At 71.7% G+C, this 17,563-nt stretch carries 17 protein-coding genes; 4 read left to right on the top strand and 13 right to left on the bottom strand.

From position 1 onward, the window contains the following. Window positions 1–80 precede the first annotated feature (80 nt). The 7 genes from ACQUST_RS08995 to ACQUST_RS08965 form a co-directional block, all read right to left on the bottom strand. Window positions 81–2,882, bottom strand: coding sequence for a heavy metal translocating P-type ATPase (locus ACQUST_RS08995; protein WP_435127469.1), 2,802 nt, complete (start codon window positions 2,880–2,882; stop codon window positions 81–83). A 102-nt stretch (window positions 2,883–2,984) separates the two neighbouring features. Further along, window positions 2,985–4,403, bottom strand: a complete 1,419-nt coding sequence (locus ACQUST_RS08990) for an aryl-sulfate sulfotransferase (protein ID WP_435127468.1) — start codon at window positions 4,401–4,403, stop codon at window positions 2,985–2,987. A 240-nt stretch (window positions 4,404–4,643) separates the two neighbouring features. Next, window positions 4,644–6,095 (bottom strand): NCS2 family permease, encoded by a 1,452-nt coding sequence (locus tag ACQUST_RS08985; protein ID WP_435127466.1) that lies wholly within the window; start codon window positions 6,093–6,095, stop codon window positions 4,644–4,646. A gap of 299 nt (window positions 6,096–6,394) precedes the next feature. Further along, window positions 6,395–7,108 (bottom strand): phosphoribosyltransferase family protein, encoded by a 714-nt coding sequence (locus ACQUST_RS08980; RefSeq protein ID WP_435127464.1) that lies wholly within the window; start codon window positions 7,106–7,108, stop codon window positions 6,395–6,397. 87 nt (window positions 7,109–7,195) lie between these two features. Further along, entirely contained in the window at window positions 7,196–7,768 is a 573-nt protein-coding gene (gene pyrE / locus ACQUST_RS08975) for an orotate phosphoribosyltransferase (protein WP_435127462.1), read from the bottom strand. Window positions 7,769–7,840: 72 nt separating this feature from the next. After that, complete coding sequence (locus tag ACQUST_RS08970; RefSeq protein ID WP_435127460.1) at window positions 7,841–8,320, bottom strand: hypothetical protein; 480 nt, start codon at window positions 8,318–8,320, stop codon at window positions 7,841–7,843. 68 nt (window positions 8,321–8,388) lie between these two features. After that, window positions 8,389–8,937 carry a CDP-2,3-bis-(O-geranylgeranyl)-sn-glycerol synthase gene (locus ACQUST_RS08965; protein WP_435127459.1) on the bottom strand — a complete coding sequence of 183 codons (549 nt, stop codon included), beginning with the start codon at window positions 8,935–8,937 and terminating at the stop codon, window positions 8,389–8,391. Between the two features lie 199 nt (window positions 8,938–9,136). Here ACQUST_RS08965 and ACQUST_RS08960 point away from each other — a divergent pair, with 199 nt between their 5' ends. Further along, entirely contained in the window at window positions 9,137–9,493 is a 357-nt protein-coding gene (locus ACQUST_RS08960) for a cell division protein SepF (RefSeq protein WP_435127457.1), read from the top strand. Between the two features lie 64 nt (window positions 9,494–9,557). On the opposite strand, the gene ACQUST_RS08955 is transcribed toward ACQUST_RS08960, so the two are convergent. Continuing rightward, entirely contained in the window at window positions 9,558–10,598 is a 1,041-nt protein-coding gene (locus tag ACQUST_RS08955; RefSeq protein WP_435127456.1) for a PrsW family intramembrane metalloprotease, read from the bottom strand. A gap of 144 nt (window positions 10,599–10,742) precedes the next feature. Between ACQUST_RS08955 and ACQUST_RS08950 the strand changes: the two genes are divergently transcribed. Then, on the top strand, window positions 10,743–11,117 hold the full coding sequence (locus ACQUST_RS08950; protein ID WP_435127454.1) for a DUF7532 family protein: 375 nt from the start codon (window positions 10,743–10,745) through the stop codon (window positions 11,115–11,117). After that, window positions 11,114–12,625: a DUF402 domain-containing protein gene (locus ACQUST_RS08945; RefSeq protein ID WP_435127452.1), complete on the top strand. Its 1,512-nt coding sequence runs from the start codon at window positions 11,114–11,116 to the stop codon at window positions 12,623–12,625. Before ACQUST_RS08950 ends, ACQUST_RS08945 begins: the two co-directional genes overlap by 4 nt. Before the next feature lie 112 nt (window positions 12,626–12,737). Here the strand turns inward: ACQUST_RS08945 and ACQUST_RS08940 are convergent, their stop codons facing one another. The 4 genes from ACQUST_RS08940 to ACQUST_RS08925 all read right to left on the bottom strand — a co-directional run bounded on the left by ACQUST_RS08940 (window position 12,738) and on the right by ACQUST_RS08925 (window position 16,191). Next, window positions 12,738–13,058: a NifU family protein gene (locus tag ACQUST_RS08940; protein WP_435127450.1), complete on the bottom strand. Its 321-nt coding sequence runs from the start codon at window positions 13,056–13,058 to the stop codon at window positions 12,738–12,740. 91 nt (window positions 13,059–13,149) lie between these two features. Next, window positions 13,150–14,625 carry an LVIVD repeat-containing protein gene (locus ACQUST_RS08935; protein ID WP_435127448.1) on the bottom strand — a complete coding sequence of 492 codons (1,476 nt, stop codon included), beginning with the start codon at window positions 14,623–14,625 and terminating at the stop codon, window positions 13,150–13,152. A gap of 43 nt (window positions 14,626–14,668) precedes the next feature. Further along, complete coding sequence (locus ACQUST_RS08930; RefSeq protein ID WP_435127446.1) at window positions 14,669–15,646, bottom strand: ROK family protein; 978 nt, start codon at window positions 15,644–15,646, stop codon at window positions 14,669–14,671. A gap of 104 nt (window positions 15,647–15,750) precedes the next feature. Next, window positions 15,751–16,191: a universal stress protein gene (locus tag ACQUST_RS08925; protein WP_435127444.1), complete on the bottom strand. Its 441-nt coding sequence runs from the start codon at window positions 16,189–16,191 to the stop codon at window positions 15,751–15,753. A gap of 170 nt (window positions 16,192–16,361) precedes the next feature. On the opposite strand from ACQUST_RS08925, the gene ACQUST_RS08920 reads away from it, so the two are divergent. Further along, window positions 16,362–17,096 carry an SDR family NAD(P)-dependent oxidoreductase gene (locus ACQUST_RS08920; RefSeq protein WP_435127443.1) on the top strand — a complete coding sequence of 245 codons (735 nt, stop codon included), beginning with the start codon at window positions 16,362–16,364 and terminating at the stop codon, window positions 17,094–17,096. 39 nt (window positions 17,097–17,135) lie between these two features. Here ACQUST_RS08920 and ACQUST_RS08915 read toward each other — a convergent pair whose 3' ends face one another. Further along, window positions 17,136–17,519 carry a DUF5611 family protein gene (locus ACQUST_RS08915; RefSeq protein WP_435127441.1) on the bottom strand — a complete coding sequence of 128 codons (384 nt, stop codon included), beginning with the start codon at window positions 17,517–17,519 and terminating at the stop codon, window positions 17,136–17,138. Window positions 17,520–17,563: the final 44 nt, after the last annotated feature.

Below are 17,563 nucleotides of genomic sequence, written 5' to 3'. Positions count from 1 at the left end.
CTGCGTATAAGGTGTTTGCGGAAACCGCCGGCGAACGAGCCAGCCGGGAGAACAGTCGGCGCCGCTTACGCGTCGGCCGGCTACGGGGGCTCCGCGTCCGCTTCGGCGGCCTCAGCGCCCGCAGCGGCCGCGGCGTCCGGCTCGGCCGCAGCGTCTTCCGCTCTGGGTTCCTCGGCTGCGAGGTCGGCGTCCGGCTCGGGTTCGGCGGGCGAGATGCGGGCGAGCCGCATCGCGTTCCCGGTGACGCCGACGGTCATGCCGGCGTCGCCGACCAGCACCGCCGCCCAGATGGGGACGAGGCCGAACGGCACGGAGACGGCGAGCGCGGCCTTCGCCGCGAGGCTGCTCCAGACGTTCTGCCGGATGACGCCGTTGGCGGCGTGCGCGAGGTCGTACAGGTACGGGAGCTTCGAGAGGTCGTCGGCGAGCAGCGCGACGTCCGCAGTTTCGAGCGCCGTGTCGGTGCCGGCGGCGCCCATCGCGACGCCGACCGACGCGGTGGCGAGCGCCGGCGCGTCGTTGATGCCGTCGCCGACCATCGCGACGTCGCCGTGCTCGTCGAGCAGGTCCTCGACGGCCGCGACCTTGTCCTCGGGGAGCAGTTCGGCGCGCACCTCGTCGACGCCGACCTCGTCGCCGACGGCGCGCGCGGTCCGGTCGTTGTCGCCGGTGAGCATCACGGTGTGGAGGCCGTTCTCTCGGAGCGCCGCGACGGTCCGGGCGGCCTCCGGGCGGACGGTGTCCGCGACGGCGACGAGCCCTTCAAGGCGGTCTTCGGTGCCGACGAGCACCACGGTCTTCCCCTCCGACTGGAGCTTCGGGACGGTGTCCGACAGCAGGTCGAGGCAGTTGTTCCGTTCGCAGAGCGCGCGGCTGGTCTGCGTGACGACGCCGCCGTCGGTGGCGGCGTGGACGTGCGAGAGGTCGAAGCCGAGTTCGGTGAACAGGCCGGGCTTGCCGGCGTAGTGGGTGGTGCCGTCGAGCGACGCCGTCACGCCCTTCCCGGTGAGCCCCTCGAACGCCTCGACGTCGGGGTCGGCGACGCCGACGTCGTCGGCGTGCTCCACGATGGCGTCGCCGATGGGGTGTTCCGACCGGAGTTCGACGCCGCGGGCGCAGCGCAGCACGTCCTCGGCGGTGCTGTCGCCGAGCGGGACGACGTCGGTGACGCTGAGTTCGCCGGCGGTGAGCGTCCCCGTCTTGTCGAACGCGACCGCGTCGACGTCGCCCATCGCTTCGAGGTACCGGCCGCCCTTCACGAGGACGCCGTTCCGGGCGGTGCTGGTGACGCCGGAGACGACCGTGACCGGCGTCGAGATGACGAACGCGCACGGGCACGCCAGGACGAGCAGCGTCAGGCCGTAGACGACGTGCGTCTCCCAGCTCGCGCCGACCGCGAGCGGCGGGACGACGGCGACCAGCACCGCGAACGCGACGACGACCGGCGTGTAGTACGACGAGAATCGGTCGACGAACTGTTCGCGTTCGGTGCGTTCGGCTTCGGCGCTCTCGACGAGGTCGATGACGCGGGAGATGGTGTCCTCGCCGGCCTCGCTGGTCACCTCGACTTCGAGGTAGCCGCCCTCATTGATGGTGCCGGCGAACACCTCGTCGCCGACGGTCTTGTCGACCGGGACGGACTCGCCGGTGACGGGCGCCTGGTTCACGGCGCTGGTGCCGTCGCGGACGACGCCGTCGCGCGGCACGCGGTCGCCGGGGCGGACCGCGACGACCTCGCCGACGCCGACCTCGTCGGCCGGCACGGTCAGCTCCTCGCCGTCGCGGACGACCGTCGCTTCGTCCGGCGAGAGGTCCATGAGTTCGCGCAGCGAGTTCCGCGCGCGGTCCATCGAGTACCGTTCGAGCAGTTCGGAGACGCTGAACAGGACGGCGAGCGTCGCCGCCTCGAAGTACAGCGCCTCGGCGAAGACGACGCTGGAGACGACGGCGCCGACGATGGCGATGGTCATCAGCAGGTCGATGTCGAGGCTGCGCTGCCGCAGCGAGTAGTAGCCGTTCCGGAACACGTCGGCGCCGGCGGTCGCGGTCGCCGCGAGGTACAGCAGGTCGCCGACGAGCACTTCGCGGCCGGCGAGCGTCACCGACGGCCCGCCGAAGCCGCCGAACGGGCTCGCGAGCGCGAAGCCGCCGACGGTGAACACGGCCGCCACTGCGGTCTTGACGGCGCGGTCGCTCCGCCAGACGCTGCCGCGGTCGGCCGCCGCGTCGCCGCCGCCGTCCATCGACGTGCTGACGACGTCGTAGCCGGCGGCCTCGACGGCGTCGACGACGTCGTCCAGCGTGGCCGCGTCCGGGTCGAACGTCACGACGGCGGTGCCGCTGGTCGGCCGCGTCTCGTAGCCGGTGACGCCGTCGACGTCGCCGAGGGCGTGTTCGACCTTCCCGGCGCAGGAGGCGCAGTCCATCTCGGGCACCGACAGCGTCACGGTGCCGGCGTCCGCGTCCTCGACGTCGTAGCCGGCGGCTTCGACGCGCTCGGCGACGGCGTCGCGGTCGGCGCCGCCGTCGGCGAACGTCACCGTCAGCGTCCCCGTCGCCACCGCCGGGTCGACCGCGTCGACGTCGTCGAGCGTCCGGACGCTCCGCTCCACCTTCTCCGCGCAGGACGGGCAGTCCATCCCCGGCACCGACAGCTGGACGGCCGCGTCGCCGTCGCGGTCCGCGTCGAGCGCAGGTTCGGCGTCCGGCGCCCCGGCGGTTTCGCCGACGTCGTCGCCGGCGTCGCCGACGTTCCCGCCGTCGGCTCCGTGGCCGTGGTGCTCGCCGCCGCCGCCGTCGGCTCCGTGGCTGTGTCCGTCGCCGTCGTCGTGTGCGGCGGCGGCGCCGGGGTCGCCGGCCGCGTCGTTCGATTCGTCGCTCACTACCCGACGCTAGCCGACGAACGGTTATTAATTCCGCTGTTAGAAACCCGGGCGCTAGTAACTATCCTTACTAACTTTCCCGGGACTGAGTATTAACTCCGGTCAGCGTGCGGAGCGGACGCGGTCGGCGGCGCGGCGGACGCCGGCGCGGAGCCGGGCGCGGCGAGCCACGAGTTCCGCGGCGGCCCAGGCGAGCGCGACCGCGAGCGCGCCGACGGCGCCGGCGAACGCCCACGACCCCATCCAGACCGGCCGAATCCACGGCGTGACGTGCGCCCACCGCGTCGCGAACGCCGCGGCCGGGCCGGCGAGCGGCGTGCCGGCGAACGTGTTCTGCACCGACGCCGCGAACGTCGACGTGTCGCCGGTCCCCTGGATGAGTCCGGCCGAGCCGTGCAGCCGGTAGCTGCCGGTGACGCCGACGTCGGCCATCGTCGGACCGTTCGACCCGCCGCCGTACGCGACCCGTTCGGCGTCGTACGGCCCCCACGTCGCGAAGTACTCCCAGACGATCTTCCCGGTCGGCGTCACCTCGATGACGCGGTGGTTCAGCGAGTCCACGATGAGCGTGTTCCCGTTCGGGAGCCGGTCCGCGTCGCGCGGCCACGAGAGCTGGCCGGTGCCGACGCTCCACGTCTCCACCCACTCGCCGCCGCGTTTCGCGTACTCGACGACGCGGTCGTTCTCGGAGTCGGCGACGAGCACGGTCGGGTTCCCGGACTCGGAGACGAGCCAGTCGGGGTTGTGCTGCTCGTGCAGCACGTCGTGGTTGCCGTCGGCGCCGAGCCGATACTCGATGGCCTTCGTCGAGCGGTTGATGACGATGGCCTGGTCGAAGTTCCGCGGCGACACCAGGAACTCGCCGGGCGCGATGCGGTCGACGTCGTTGACGTGCGTCCAGTCCTTCGAGAAGCCGCCGTCCGTCGAGTTCGGGTAGTGCTTCCGGAACGTCCACTCCCACAGCACCTCGTCTGTGGTGCGGTTGTAGACGAACACGCGGTCGTCGCTGCGCTCGGCGGACTCGTTCCACTGCCGCATGTTCGCAACGACGAGGTTCCCGGACGGCAGCATGTCGACGTCGTGGGTGTCGTGGATGTCGAGGTGTTCGCGCCACACCATCTCCTTCGTCTCCGGGTTCAGCTCGAAGACGAGCGTCCCGTCGCGGTTCGTCGACACCACGAGGAGGTTCCCGTTGTCGAGCGGGTCGACGTCGTAGAACCAGTTCGCGCCGTGTTTCGACCCGTCGAACTGCCACTTCGTCGACCCGTCGGGGTTCACGGCGACCAGCCCCGCGGGCTTCTTCGTCGACCCCTGCCCCTGGAAGTGGAACCCCTGAATCGCGATGACCGTGGTGCCGTTCGCTTCGGAGGCGATGGTTCCGGGTTCGCGGCCGACCGTCCCCGGCGTGTCGCCGCCGCCGGGCGTCAGCGCCTGCACGCCGGCGGGCGCGAGCAGGCCGACGACGACGAGAAGCGCGACCAGCCGCGCCGCCCGGCCGCGCGAGAACGAGAAACGACTCATTGTCCCCGAAGGGGAAGCGGGCCGGTGAAACTCTTGTGCTTGCGGCCGGGAATCGGCCGAACCCGACGCGTCGACGGTGACCGAACAGATACGACACGATGGCCGGGAACAGAACCGAACGAAGCGGAACGGAACGAAATGAGGCGGAACGGAACGAAATGAAGCGGAACGGAACGAAATGAAGCGGAACGGAACGAAATGAAACGAAACGGAGCGGAATGAAGCGCGTCCGGCCGCGGCTCAGACCGCGGCGGAGAGGACGCCGCCGGTGCGGACGAAGAAGTAGAGGACGAACGCCGCGGCGAGCACCCAGTGGCCGGGCCGAGTCTCGTCGACGCGGCCGGTCGCGGCCTTCACGACCGGGAAGGAGATGATGCCGGCGGCGATGCCGTACGCGATGGAGTACGTGAACGGCATCGCGATGACGGTGATGCCGGCGGGAATCGCGACCGTCATGTCGCTCCAGTCGATGTCGACGAGGTTCCGGAGCATCACGACCGCGATGACGACGAGCGCGATGTGGCTCGCGTACTGCGGAATCGCGGCGGCGAGCGGGACGACGGCGAGCGCGAGCAGGAACAGCACGCCGACGACGAGCGCCGTCATGCCGGTGCGGCCGCCCTCCTCGACGCCGGAGGCGGACTCGATGTACGTCGTCACCGTCGAGGTGCCGAGCATGCCGCCGACCGTCGTGCCGATGGCGTCCGCCATCAGCGGCTTGTCGATGTCGGGGAGGTTCCCGTCCTCGTCGAGGAAGCCCGCGATCTGGGAGACGCCGGTGAGCGTCCCGGCGGTGTCGAAGAAGTCGACGAAGAAGAACGTGAACACGATGAGCGCGAAGCCGAACGCGTCGACGTTCGCGAAGCCGCCGAGGAATGCGCCGACGAGCGGCGAGATGTCGTAGCCGGCGGCGGAGTAGGTGAGCGAGTCGAGCGCCGGGCCGAGCGACGCGCTCGCGAGCGTCACGTCGAGTTCCCCCGCCGGGTAGGCGGCGTAGCCGAGCGCGGAGAGGACGCCGCCGAGCGCGGTGGTGCCGAGGATGCCGATGATGATGCTACCCGGAACGCCGCGGGCGTACAGCGCGAACGTGAACAGCAGGCCGACGACGCCGACGATGGCGACGGGGTCCTGTGCGAACACCGGCGAGAACTGGATGTACGTCGCCGGGTCGGACGCGATGACCCGCATCGCGTCGAGCCCGATGACCGCGAGGAACAGCCCGATACCGCCGCCGACCGCGAACTTCACCGGCTCCGGGAACACCCGGATGATGTACTCGCGCGCGCCGACCGCGGTGAGCAGAATGAAGATGAGCCCCTCGACCACGACGGCCGCGAGCGCCGTGTTCCACGGGATTCCGAGGCCGAGCACGACCGTGAACGCGAAGAAGGCGTTGAGGCCGAGCCCCGGCGCCTGCCCGAACGGCCGGTTCGCGTACAGCGCCATGATGAGTGTCGCGACCGCGGCGGAGATGAGCGTCACCACCGCGATCATCTGCTGGACCTCCGCCATCGACGCCCCGATATCCGGCCCCGGGCCGTTGACGATGGCGACTGCGAGAATGCTCGGGTTGACGACGACGATGTAGCTCATCGTGAGGAACGTCGTCAGCCCCGCGACGACCTCCGTCCGGAGGTCGGTGCCGTGCTCCGCGAACCCGAAGTAGTCCGCCAGCGTGTCTGTCAGCGCCATATCGCACGGTTGTGAACATCTAACTTAAGCGTTGAGGTCTGAGTCAGAATAGTATGCACTTACGTGCATATCTTTCGGCCCGCAGACCTCGCCGTCGGGGGTCGCGGTCTCGCTCGGTTCGCTGCCTTCCCACAGGTCTCCGCACGCCCATCGACGGCTTGGCCCACAGACCTCGCCGTCGGGGATCGCGGTCTCACTCGGTTCGCTTCCCGTACGTCCCCCACGCCCATCGACGGCTCGGCCCACAGACCTCGCCGTCGTCCTCGCGCCCTCGCTCCCTTCGGTCGCTCGGCCGCGCCTTACTCGAACGTCGTAAGCGCACCCACCGGCGCGTCGGTGATTACGTCCGCGCGGTCGGTTCCCTCGTCGCCGACGGCGATGAGCGCGAACACGCCGGCGATTTCGGCGTCGGCCTGCAGCGCGATGTCGAGCAGGAGCTCCTGGGTCTCGCCCGAGCGGATGAGGTCGTCGACGACGAGAACGCGCTCGCCGGCGTCGACGACGCTCGCCGGGAGGTAGTAGGTGAGTTCGATGCCGGAGGCGAGCCGCTGGCGGGACTCGATGAACTCCTCGACAGCGGTCTCCTTCGACTTCTTCGCGTACGCGACGCGTGCGTCGAAGTGACTCGCCATCGCCGCACCGAGCGTGATGCCGTCGGTCGCCGCCGTCAACACGACGTCCGGCGCCTCGAAGCCGAGCGACTCCGCGGCGACCGGCGCGACGAGGTCCAAGAACGGCTGGTCGAACACGACGCCGGAGTTGTCGACGTACCCCTCCTCGTCGAACCGGACGCGCGCCTCCAGTTCCTCCGCGAGCGTCTCCCGCCCGATTCCTTCCACGACCTCGCGGGCGCGCTCGGCGCCAGGGAGGACGTGGCCGTTCACGTACCTGTTCAGGTCGCCGGCCGGGAGCCCGGTGACCTCCGCGAGTTCGTCGTACGTCCGCGTCTCTTTCAACGTCCGCAGGACGGCGACGGCCTGTAGCTGGAGCGCCGCCTTCTCTGCTCGGTTCATAGTATCTGTGCGCGTTCGTGCAACTATGAACACTTCGAATCAGTGACGGCCGAGAAACCAGCAGAACCGTGCGAACGTCGGACGCGGTCAGTCGTCCGCGTCGTCGGCGTCGCGGTCGGCGAGCAGGTCCGAGGCGGTGAGCAGCGACTCCAGTTCGACGCCGTGTTCGGCGAGGCGTTCGGCGGCGCCCTCCTCGCGGTCGACGACGACGAGCACCCGGTTCACGACGGCGCCGGCGTCGCGGAGCGCCTCGACGGCGTCGACGGCCGACTGCCCGGTCGTCGCGATGTCCTCCAGCACGACGACCTCCTCGCCCTCGGCGAGTTCGCCCTCGATTCGGTTCCCGGTGCCGTACTCCTTCGCCGACTTCCGGGCGATGACGTACGGCCGGCCGGTCTCGACCGCGGTCGCGGCGACCAGCGGAACGGCGCCGAGGGCGACGCCGGCGAGTTTCGCGTCGCCGACGCGGGCGGCGAACGCCTCCGCGATGCGTTCGAGGCAGTCCGGGTCGGTTTCGAACCGGTACTTGTCGACGTAGTACTCGCTAGTTCCGCCGTGGGACAGTTCGAACTCGCCGAACAGCACCGCGTCGGCCGCGCGGAGCGCCGCGACCAGTTCGTCGAGGTCGGCGGCGCGGTCGCCGGAGGCGTCACTCGTCATGTCCGATTCGGGGCGCCGCCGGGGCGAAAGTCTGCCGATTCCCGGCGGCGCTACGACGTCGAGGGCGCCGGGTCAGTCGGCAGCCTCACACCGCTGGACGACGCTCGGCGGGATGGGCGCGTTCACTTCGTGCGCCGAGATGGTGTGCGTCGCGGCGCGGCCGTCGAAGACGACGCGGTAGGTGGCGCCCTGGCTCGGGCAGGCGAGCGCGCTCCGGCCGGTGACCGTCACCGTCCCGTTCCCGGTCCGGAGTTCGGTCCACGGGACGCGGGTGCCGGCGTCGTCGACGACGTACACGCGGTCGACCGACGGGACGGGGCCGTCGGGGTGCCGGATGACGATGGCGGTGTCGTTGCCGCCGGTGTCGACGGTGAACGCGAAGCCCTCCGGGCGGTCGATGGGTTCGCCGCCGATGCCGGTCGCGACGGCGCCGCCGATGCCGGCGACGGACGCGGCGGCGACGAGCATCGCTCCGAGCGCGAGCACCGGGAACATCGCCCGGGTCTGCCCGCGCCAGCCGTAGTCCGGCCCGTCCTCCTCCGGGTCCCACATGGTCGAGTCGGCGCCGCGACCGGGCTAAAACGCGTCGGCCCGATTCTCAGCGTCGATTCTCGAAGGGGTCACCACGGCTCGTTCTTCAGGCCGAGCAGGTACGCGCCGACGTTCGTCACGACGTGCAACACGGGCGTCGCGACGACGACGACGAGCAGCCGCGGCGGCGTGAACGTCGCGGCGACCCACTGGGGAGCCAGCAGCGCCGCGAGCAGCAGCGCGCCGACGACGAAGTCGAGCTGGTCCAGGCCGGGCACGGCGGCGCCGCGCTCCCGGCCGAGTCGGCGCTTCAGGAACGACGCGCCGATGTCGCCGAGCATCGCGCCGAGCGCCAGCCCGACGGCCGCCGGGAGCGGAAACGACGGGAGCGGGACGCCGAGGGCGTCGCCGACCGCGGGCGCGGCCGCGTCGAGGACGAGCGCGAGCGCGACGCCGACACCGGTGCCGACGGCGGTGCCGCGCCACGTCTTCCCGTCCCCGAGCAGGCGACGGCCGTTGAGCGTCCGACCGGCGTCGATGGGGCGGCCGCCGCCGGACAGCACCGCGGCGTTGTTCGGCACGTACGCCGGCAGCATCGTCCACAGCGCCACCACGACGGTTTCGAGCCACGGCGTCATTACGCGGGTGTCCGTGTGGCTCCGGTTTAGAAGCGTGGGTTCCGGGCCGACACCGCACCGCGACCGCGACGACACTGCACCGCGACCGCGACGACACCGCACCGCGACCGCGACGACCCATCACCTACGGCCCGTCGGACGCGCGGAGCCGGTGCGTCTGACGTACAAACTTATGCGTGGGCCTCTACAGTAGCCCTACATGGGCATCATGAGCAAAATCCTCGGCGGTGGCGGCACCCACAGCTCCGAGGACTACGTGGAGCTCGACCTCGACGACGTCGAGAGCGCCCGCGGTGGCGCCGGCATGCAGGTACACATCGCCGAGATCAGCGACCAGCAGGACGTCATCGACATCAAGGACGCCGTCTACGACGGCGACTTCGTCATCGCCGACATCACGCGGCACTCGACGACCGACCAGACCGTCGAGCGCATCATCGACGAACTCCGGCAGGTCGCCTCCGAGGTCGACGGCGACATCGTCCAGAAGGGCGACGACCAGATCATCATCACGCCGACCGGCGTCACCGTCTCCCGCGAGAAACTCAACTCCTGAGGCGGCCGCCGCGGTTCTCCGAGCCGCCCCGTCCGACGCAGCGACGCGTAGCGTCGCGGCCGCCTCAGGCGTCGAACTCCGTGAGCTCCGACTCCTTCGCCGCCTCCTGGTCGAGGTCGTCCTCGTGGGCGGACCGGTAGGCGGCGCGGTACTTCTGAATCTTCCTGACGAGCAGCAGGCCGAAGAAGCCGTCGTAGACGACGACCCACAGGAAGAACGCGAGCAGCCCGCCGAACGTCGGGAGGCCGACGGCCTGCAGCACCATGTGGATGGCGCCGGAGGCGATGCCGACGGTGGAGTTGTACGTCGCGTGGATGAGCGCCGCGATGATGAGCCCCTTCAGCACGATGGGGCCGCGGTGCTCGGGGTTGAACTTCGCGAGCCCGAGGTAGTAGCCGGCGAACGCCGAGTAGATGACGTGGCCCGGGCCGGCGAGCGCCCGTGTCGCCGTGATGCCGGCGCCGGCGCCGATGAGTTCGAGTCCGAGGTCGAGTTCGCCGGCGCCGGTGCCGACGTTCCGGGAGATGTACAGCGCGTTCTCGATGAACGCGAAGCCGAGCCCCGCCATCGCGCCGTAGACGGCGCCGTCGAGCACCGAGTCGAACCCTTCGTCGCTGAACGCGTACAGCCGGACGGCGAGCAGCTTCACGGTCTCCTCGACCGGGCCGACGATGACGAAGAAGAACACGACCGACCCGAGGAAGCCGATGGGCGCGAAGTACGGCTTGAACGCCGAGTTGAGGATGGCGGCGAAGTTCGCGGTGAGCACGCCGAGCAGGAACGTCGCCACCAGCACGTGCAGCGGTTCGTTCGACGTGACGTCGGACCGGTAGACGTACGCGGCGAGCCCGAGCGCCGGAATCGCCGACAGCACCGTCAGCGTCCCGACGGCCGGGTCGGTGAGCGCCGCGAACCCGCCGATGCCGACGAGCAGCAGCGCCGCGACGCCGACGATGACGATTCGTCCCGACGCCCGCATCAGTCCGTACAGCGCCACCGCGAGGCCGTCGAGCGACGTCCGTTCCTCCCACGTCGCCACGTCGTACAGGTCCATCGACGACCCCGCCTGTTCCTCCACCGGGTCAGTCCGCTCCTTCGCAGTCATCCTGCTGGTTCGTCGGGCGCCCCCGACTTGGTTCTTGTCGCGGAACCGCGGCGTCGACGCGGCCGACCGCGCCCGGGTTCGGCGGCGCGTCACGCCGGCCGCCGAACGGCATCCTTGAAATGGCAGGCGGACGGACCGAACGGTATGCACTTCGACCCGCGCGAACAGGCCGCGCTCCGCGAGGTCGGTCTCGACACCGACGACCTGGAGGAGGCGTCGGCCGCAGTCGCCGACGCCGTGGACGAGGCGGCCGACGACCTGGCGGCGTTCTTCGACGGCGGCGGCACGTACTACTCGGACATGGAGACGGCGCACAGCAGCGGCGGCCCCCGCGAACACGACGTCGACCACGTCGACCTGTACACGCACGCGGCGGACCTCCGCGGCTACCTGAAGTTCGCGTCGTGGGGCGTCCCCGTCGAGGACGGCCGCGTCCTGACCGACGAGGTCGTGGAGTTGACGCTCGGGCCGACCATCGACGGCCGGGTGCGGTTCGCTCGCGACCCCGACGCGCTATGAACGCGCGGGTCCGCGGCATCTACGCGACCGCGCTCACCCGGCTGCTGCTCGACGACGGCCGCGACGTCGTGCAGGCGTCCCCGCCGATTCAGCGGCGCTTCGACGAGTCGCTCCCGGCCGCGAACCACGACGTCGCCGTCGACACCACAGCCGACCGGCAGGGCGTCGGGCTCACCGGGGAGCCGGCGGCCGTCGACGCGGTCCGCGACCGCCTCGTCGACGTCGCGGTCGACGCGATGGCGTGGGACGACCCGGCGCCCCGCGGCGCCGTGTTCGACGGCACCGTCACGGAGACGCTCGGCGGCGGCGCCGTCGTCGACCTCGGCGTGGAGTCGCCCGCCGGCGACGTGGAGGGCTACCTGCCGTTCGACGCCGCCGACGGCTACATCGGCGAGGACGACACGGTCCGCGTGCAGGTGCTCGACCCGGCGGCGCCGTGGGACGGGGACCGGCACGCCCTCAGCACCGAGGTGCGCGCGATGGCGGGGCTGGCGACGCTCGTCCCCGGCCGCGACGGCGTCCGCGTGTCCGGCGCCGACGACGCGGCGGCGCGCGAACTCGCCGGGATGACGGAGCTGCTCGACGTCGACGTCCCGGACGGCTGGGGCGTCGAGTGGAGCCGCGACGCCCGCGACGCGGACATGGACGCGCTCGGCGACGCGCTCGGCCGCGCCGCCGCGACCGCCCGCGACCTCGACCCGCTGCTCGACGAACCGGAGGGCGAGCCGGGGCTGCTCGCGTCGCCGTCGTCCGGCGCCTGGGTCTGGTTTGGCCGCACCGCCCGGTTCGCGCTCGACGACGTGCGCCGCGACGTCACGGCGACGATGCCGGGCCACCACCGGACGAAAGCCGCGTCGAACGCGGCCTCGGCCGGCGTCGACTTCGCGGAGGCGCTGTGCGAGTTCGGAGGTGACGACGGCGGCAGCGACGGCGGCGACGATGGCGACGCCGGCAGCGCTGACGCCGGCGGCGACGATGGCGACCGAGCCGACGATGGCGACGCGGACACCGACTTCCCGTTCGCCGTCGCCACGGACCAGTTCGGGCCGGTGGAGGGCGACACGGTCGAAATCGGCCACGGGAAGCCGACCGGGCGGCTCATCACGCTCGGCCGCGGAGAGGTGGTCGACCGCGGCGCCGACGGTACCGTCTCGGTCGAGCGGCAGATGACCGCCGGCGGCACGTACGACGCGCTCGACGCCCGGCGGGAGTCCGGCGACACCGCGCTCACGACGTTCCGCGAGGGCCGCTGGTGGTACCCGACGGTGTACCGCGACGCCGACGGCGACCGGAAAGGCACGTACGTGAACGTCTGCACGCCCGTCGAGGCGTTCCCGGACTCGCTGCGCTACGTCGACCTCTACGTCGACGTCGTGAAACACGGCGACGGCCGCGTCGAGCGCGTCGACGACGACGAACTCGACGACGCCGAAGCGCGCGGGCTCGTCTCGCCGGCGCTCGCGGAGAAGGCGCGGAGCGTCGCCGCCGCAATCGAAAAAGCGCTGTAGCGACGGGCGGGGAACGCGAACGACAGCGCCCGCGGCGGCGTCGACGGGGACGACGACGTCCGGTACGGCGTGTCGTCGACGGGGGCGTCGACGTCAACGTCGGCGGCGCGGCTCAGAAGTGGTCGGAGGACTCGTTGGAGTACTGGAGGTCGCCGCCGCGGCCGCCCTCGACGGTGCTCGACCCCATGTCGCCGGTGTCCGGCACTTTCACGTGGACGTCTTCGACTTCGTCGAAGTCCATGATGAGGTCGCGTCGGATGTTGTCGGCGGTGATGTTCGAGATGCCACAGCCCGAGCAGGTGCCGCCGAGTTCGACGACGACGACGCCCTCCTCCGGGTCGGCCTCGCGGACGACGCTGGTGCCGCCGTGCATCTGGATGATCGGCATCTGCCCGACCATCCACTTCTCGACGCGCTCTGCGAGGTCGCTCATTACCCGTGGTTGGAGCCCGACGGATTGAAAGCTTGTGGTTCCCCCCGTCGCGACGCGGCGCGAACCGAACTGTGTCACGGTTCCGCACGGGTCAGCGGCGGCGACGACGCAGCCACGCCCAGGCGCCGAGGCCGGCGACCGACCCGAGCGCGCCGAGCGCCCCGAATCCCGGCGACGTCGCGGCGGTCGACCCGGACGTGCCGGGCGGCTCGGTCCGCGGCTCGCCCGCCGGCGACGTTCCCGCCGGCGTGCCCGTCGCTGCCGGGGGCGGCGACGGTTCGGTGCCCGGTTCGGGCGTCGGCGGCGCGGTGAGCGCGTCCGGCGTGCCGCCCGTGCCGGCGGTGTCCGGGAACGTCCACAGCCCGGCGGACGCGCCGTCGGTCCCCATCGACGAGGCGACGAAGCAGTCGCCGTCGACGGCGGCGCGCGCCGTCCAGAACCGCGCGGCGTCCGGGTCGACCCACCACGACTCCTGCGTCGGCGCCGCGGGGTCGGAGACGTCGTGGCGCTTCACGCCGCCGTGGTACCACGACGAGTACAGCGTCCCGCCGCGCAGTTCGAAGTTGTGCGCGGTCGTCCAGACGCCGCCGTACGTCGCGTCGCGGCTCGCCGGCGGCGCGACGTGCGACAGGTGCCGCGGCGCGGCCGGGTCGGAGACGTCGTACAGGTCGATGCCGCCGGGGCCGCCGACGAGCGACCCGTCCCGGCGGACCGCCCACGACTCGACGCCGACGCCGAGCAGGTCGTCCGCCGGGTCGACCTCGGCGTAGTGGTGGTTGCCGGGCGGCGCGAACACCTCGTTCGCCGGCGGGTCGCGCAGTTCCGCGGGCGACTGCGCCGGGACGCGGCCGAGCAGCGACGGCGCCGACGGGGCGGAGACGTCGAGCAGGTACGTGCCGGCGTCCCAGTACGCGAGCGCGGCGACGCCGTCGCGGACGACGACGTCGTGGACGACGCGGAGCGCGGAGCGGACGTCCGCCCAGTCCTCGTCGTGGTCGGTGAGCGCCCACCGGCCGACTGCCGACAGGGACGCGACGTCGACGACGACGAGCGGATTCCCGGGGAGTCCGTTGCCGGTGAGGTAGAGGTGGCCGTCGACGAGGTCGCAGTTGTGAATCGGGAAGTCGGTGTCGTAGACGCCGCGCCGCTCCGGGTTCGTCGGGTCGGAGACGTCGACGACGACCGCGCCGCGCGGCCCCGGGGCGCCGGCGTGAGCCGGCCCGACGGCGACGAGCGTGTCCCCGTCCGCTTTCACGTCGTACACCTGCCGGAGCGGGCCGTCGTCGCGCTCGGCGAGCAGGCCGCGGCGCTCCGCGAGCACGGTCGGAGCCGCCGGGTCGGAGACGTCGACGGTCGCGTAGCCGTCGGTGAGCGCCACGTACGCCGTGTCGCCGTCGGCGGAGACGACCGCCTCCTTCGCGCCGCGGAGCGGGAGTCGGCCGAGCGGCGCGAACGAGTCGGTGTCGGCGTCGCTGCGGGCGGAGCCGCGGCCGGTGAGAACGCCCGTTCCGACGACGCCGGCGGCGACCGCCGACGCGCCGGCGCGGAGGGCCTCGCGTCGCTGCATGGCCGGTGAACGGGCGGGACGCTGAAAGCCGTGACGACGCCGGTCAGTCGGCGCTGCGGATTCGGCTGCTGTCGCCGGTGCCGCCGGTGAGCGCCGAGGCGAGCGCGCCCTTCACGACGACGTCGTCGCCGAGAGAAGTGAGTTTGACGTCCGGGACGTTCGTGAACACGGTGTCGGTGAGCGTCTCCTGGACGCCGTCGACGACGAGTTCGGGGTTGTTGAGCGCGACGGCGCCGCCGACGAACACGACCAGCGGCGCGTACGCGTGCACGAGGTTCGTGATGCCGATGGCGTTCCACTGCTGGACGCGGTCGACGACGAGGTCCGCGAGCGGGTCGTCGCCGTGGGCGTCGAACACGTCGGCGGCGCCGAGGTCGTCGTCGAGCCGGAGCGCCGTCTCGACGTCGTGTTCGCGGTAGAGGTGGCGGGCGTACTCGGGGATGTTCTCGCCGGAGCAGTACGCCTCCCAGTGGCCGTCGCGGCCGCAGCCGCACGTCATCGCGCCGTCGTGGTCGACGATGTTGTGGCCGATTTCGCCGGCGTTGCCGTCCCAGCCGTCGAGGACGTGGCCGTCGACGCAGACGCCGGCGCCGATGCCGGACGAAATCGTGAGGTACACCATGTCGTCCGGGTTTCGGTCGCTGTTGAACCGTTCGCCGATGACGCCGGCGACGGTGTCGTTGTGCAGGTGGATGCGGTCGGTGCCGAGCAGCTCCGAGAGCGGCCCGGTTATCGGGACCTGCCCGACGTCCTCCGGGAGGTTCGCGGGGCCGTCGATGAGCCCCTTCGCGAGGTCGAGCGGACCGATGGAGGCGACGCCCGCAGCGACCGCGTCCGCCGGGTCGACGCCGGCGTCGGCGCAGGCGTCGCGGACGACGCCCAGTATCGCTTCGGTCACCGCGATTCCCGTCGGGCCTTGCGGCGTCGAGCGGCGCGCGCGGCCCAGAATGCGGGCCCGCTCGTCCCCGACGACCGCACGGACGTTCGTCGCGCCGAGGTCGACGCCGACGTACGAAGCCATCACCGGAGGCTTGCCGCCGCGCTACTTACCGGTGCCGTTTCTCACCCGGAACCGAGTACCAATTCCGGGCCGAGCCGAGCCAGAAGCCGGGGACCTCGTCGGGGTTACTCGCGGACGAACGTCACCGGGCACGGCGACGACAGCATGATGCGCTGGGCGGCGGAGCCGAACACCGCCTTCCCGGTCGGCGAGCGCTTCCGGCCGCCGACGATGACGCGGTCGGCGCCGACCCGCTCGGCCAGCCCGGAGATCGCCTCGCCGGCCGACCCGACGACGCCGGACACCTCGTAGTCGACGCCGGCGTCGTCGAGCGCGCGCGACGCCCGCCGGACGGACTCCAGCCGGCGCGCCACGTCCGTCGGCGAGCCGTCCGCGAGGTCGAGCCGGTCGAGCGCGTCGTCGACGTCGCCCTGGGTCTCGAAGGCGTGCCCGACGACGACGTCCGAGTCCGTCTCCTCGGCGAGTTCGATTGCGACCTCCATCAGCCGGTTCACCCGGGCCTCGTCGTCGCGGCCGACCGCGACGAGGATTGTGTCGATGGCCATGCGAGCACGGTTTACTCGCAGCCGCAAAAGTATGCTGCCGGTCCTCCTCCTCGGCCGCACCGAACCGGGCCGGCAGCGCGGCCCGGTGGACGGCGACGGCGTCGGCCGCGGCGCCGAGTCGGCCGCCGGCGAGAGCCACCGTTATGCGGGCGGAGCGCGACCGACGCGGCATGGACACGGACCTCTCCGGCCGCGTGGCGCTCGTCACCGGCAGCGCGTCCGGCGTCGGCCGCGGCTTCGCGCTCGCCTGTGCGGACCACGGCGCCGACGTCGCGGTCCACTACCGCAGCAGCGACGCCGAAGCCGCAGCGACCGCCGCGGACGTCCGCGACCGCGGCGTCGACGCCGCGACGGTGCAGGGCGACGTCACCGACCCGGGCAGCGTCGACGCGCTGTTCGACTCGGTGGAGGCCGAACTCGGCGCGGTCGACGTGCTCGTGAACAACGTCGGCGCGTTCGCGCCGCAACACTGGACCGACATCGACTTCGAGATGTGGCAGACCGTGCTGCACACCAACGTCAACGGGACGTACCTCTGCTCGAAGCGCGCGCTCCCAGCGATGCGCGAGCAGGGCTGGGGCCGCATCGTCAACGTCGGCTACGCCGGCAGCGAGCAGGCGCTCGTCCACCCGAAGAACACGCCGTACTTCATCGCGAAGACCGGCGTCCTGATGTTCACGCGGATGCTCGCCGCCGACACGCAAGACGACGGCGTCACCGTCAACGCCGTCTCGCCGTACGTCGTCGACACCTCCGACGCCTTCCCCGACGCCGCGCCGCGCGGCCGCTGGGCCACCGTCGACGACCTCGCGACGGCGCTGCTGTTCTTCCTCAGCGACGACGCGGAGTACGTCTCCGGCGAGAACATCGAAGTCGACGGCGGCTTCCTCCCCGAGAAACTGTAGCCGGCGGCCGCCCCGGCCGCCGCAGAACCGCGGCCCGGCTCAGTAGTCGGGCGCTTCGTCTTCGACCTGCCGCTTCAGCGAGTCGCGGCGGGACTTCGCGTCCCGGCCCGTCGCGTCGAGCAGGAACTGATTCTTCGCGTCCACCGCGTCGGCGGCGGCGTCGGCGTTCCCCTCGGCGATGACGTCCTCGGCGGGCCGCTCTTCGAAGTGGACCGCGAGCTTGTCCTTCTTCCCCGAGTAGTCGGCGGCGCCGGCGACGATGCGTTCGAACACCGGGTTGTCCGGGTTCTCGACGACGTACAGCTCGTGGCCGTCGAACTCCTCGGTCCCCGACACCGGGCCGAACCGCTCTTCGATCTCCGCTTTCAGGTCCGGCATCCGGTCTTCGAGGTGCTCACCTCGGCGCATCTTGTACTCCTTCATGGCCGGGCGTTTGGCAGGGGGCGGTATACCAGTTTCGTCAGACG

This window comes from Halobaculum sp. D14, from assembly GCF_051195135.1.
Lineage (GTDB): Archaea > Halobacteriota > Halobacteria > Halobacteriales > Haloferacaceae > JBNTKA01.
The sequence above is the reverse complement of the archived record's forward strand: the minus strand, read 5'-3'. Positions and strand labels throughout refer to the sequence as shown.

Bases quoted from the DNA above. Each gene is read 5' to 3' on its own strand.
- ACQUST_RS08990 (WP_435127468.1), bottom strand. From the start codon at position 4,403: ATGAGTCGTTTCTCGTTCTCGCGCGGCCGGGCGGCGCGGCTGGTCGCG.
- ACQUST_RS08985 (WP_435127466.1), bottom strand. From the start codon at position 6,095: ATGGCGCTGACAGACACGCTGGCGGACTACTTCGGGTTCGCGGAGCAC.
- ACQUST_RS08980 (WP_435127464.1), bottom strand. From the start codon at position 7,108: ATGAACCGAGCAGAGAAGGCGGCGCTCCAGCTACAGGCCGTCGCCGTC.
- pyrE (WP_435127462.1), bottom strand. From the start codon at position 7,768: ATGACGAGTGACGCCTCCGGCGACCGCGCCGCCGACCTCGACGAACTG.
- ACQUST_RS08970 (WP_435127460.1), bottom strand. From the start codon at position 8,320: ATGTGGGACCCGGAGGAGGACGGGCCGGACTACGGCTGGCGCGGGCAG.
- ACQUST_RS08965 (WP_435127459.1), bottom strand. From the start codon at position 8,937: ATGACGCCGTGGCTCGAAACCGTCGTGGTGGCGCTGTGGACGATGCTG.
- ACQUST_RS08960 (WP_435127457.1), top strand. From the start codon at position 9,137: ATGGGCATCATGAGCAAAATCCTCGGCGGTGGCGGCACCCACAGCTCC.
- ACQUST_RS08955 (WP_435127456.1), bottom strand. From the start codon at position 10,598: ATGACTGCGAAGGAGCGGACTGACCCGGTGGAGGAACAGGCGGGGTCG.
- ACQUST_RS08950 (WP_435127454.1), top strand. From the start codon at position 10,743: ATGCACTTCGACCCGCGCGAACAGGCCGCGCTCCGCGAGGTCGGTCTC.
- ACQUST_RS08945 (WP_435127452.1), top strand. From the start codon at position 11,114: ATGAACGCGCGGGTCCGCGGCATCTACGCGACCGCGCTCACCCGGCTG.
- ACQUST_RS08940 (WP_435127450.1), bottom strand. From the start codon at position 13,058: ATGAGCGACCTCGCAGAGCGCGTCGAGAAGTGGATGGTCGGGCAGATG.
- ACQUST_RS08935 (WP_435127448.1), bottom strand. From the start codon at position 14,625: ATGCAGCGACGCGAGGCCCTCCGCGCCGGCGCGTCGGCGGTCGCCGCC.
- ACQUST_RS08930 (WP_435127446.1), bottom strand. From the start codon at position 15,646: ATGGCTTCGTACGTCGGCGTCGACCTCGGCGCGACGAACGTCCGTGCG.
- ACQUST_RS08925 (WP_435127444.1), bottom strand. From the start codon at position 16,191: ATGGCCATCGACACAATCCTCGTCGCGGTCGGCCGCGACGACGAGGCC.
- ACQUST_RS08920 (WP_435127443.1), top strand. From the start codon at position 16,362: ATGGACACGGACCTCTCCGGCCGCGTGGCGCTCGTCACCGGCAGCGCG.
- ACQUST_RS08915 (WP_435127441.1), bottom strand. From the start codon at position 17,519: ATGAAGGAGTACAAGATGCGCCGAGGTGAGCACCTCGAAGACCGGATG.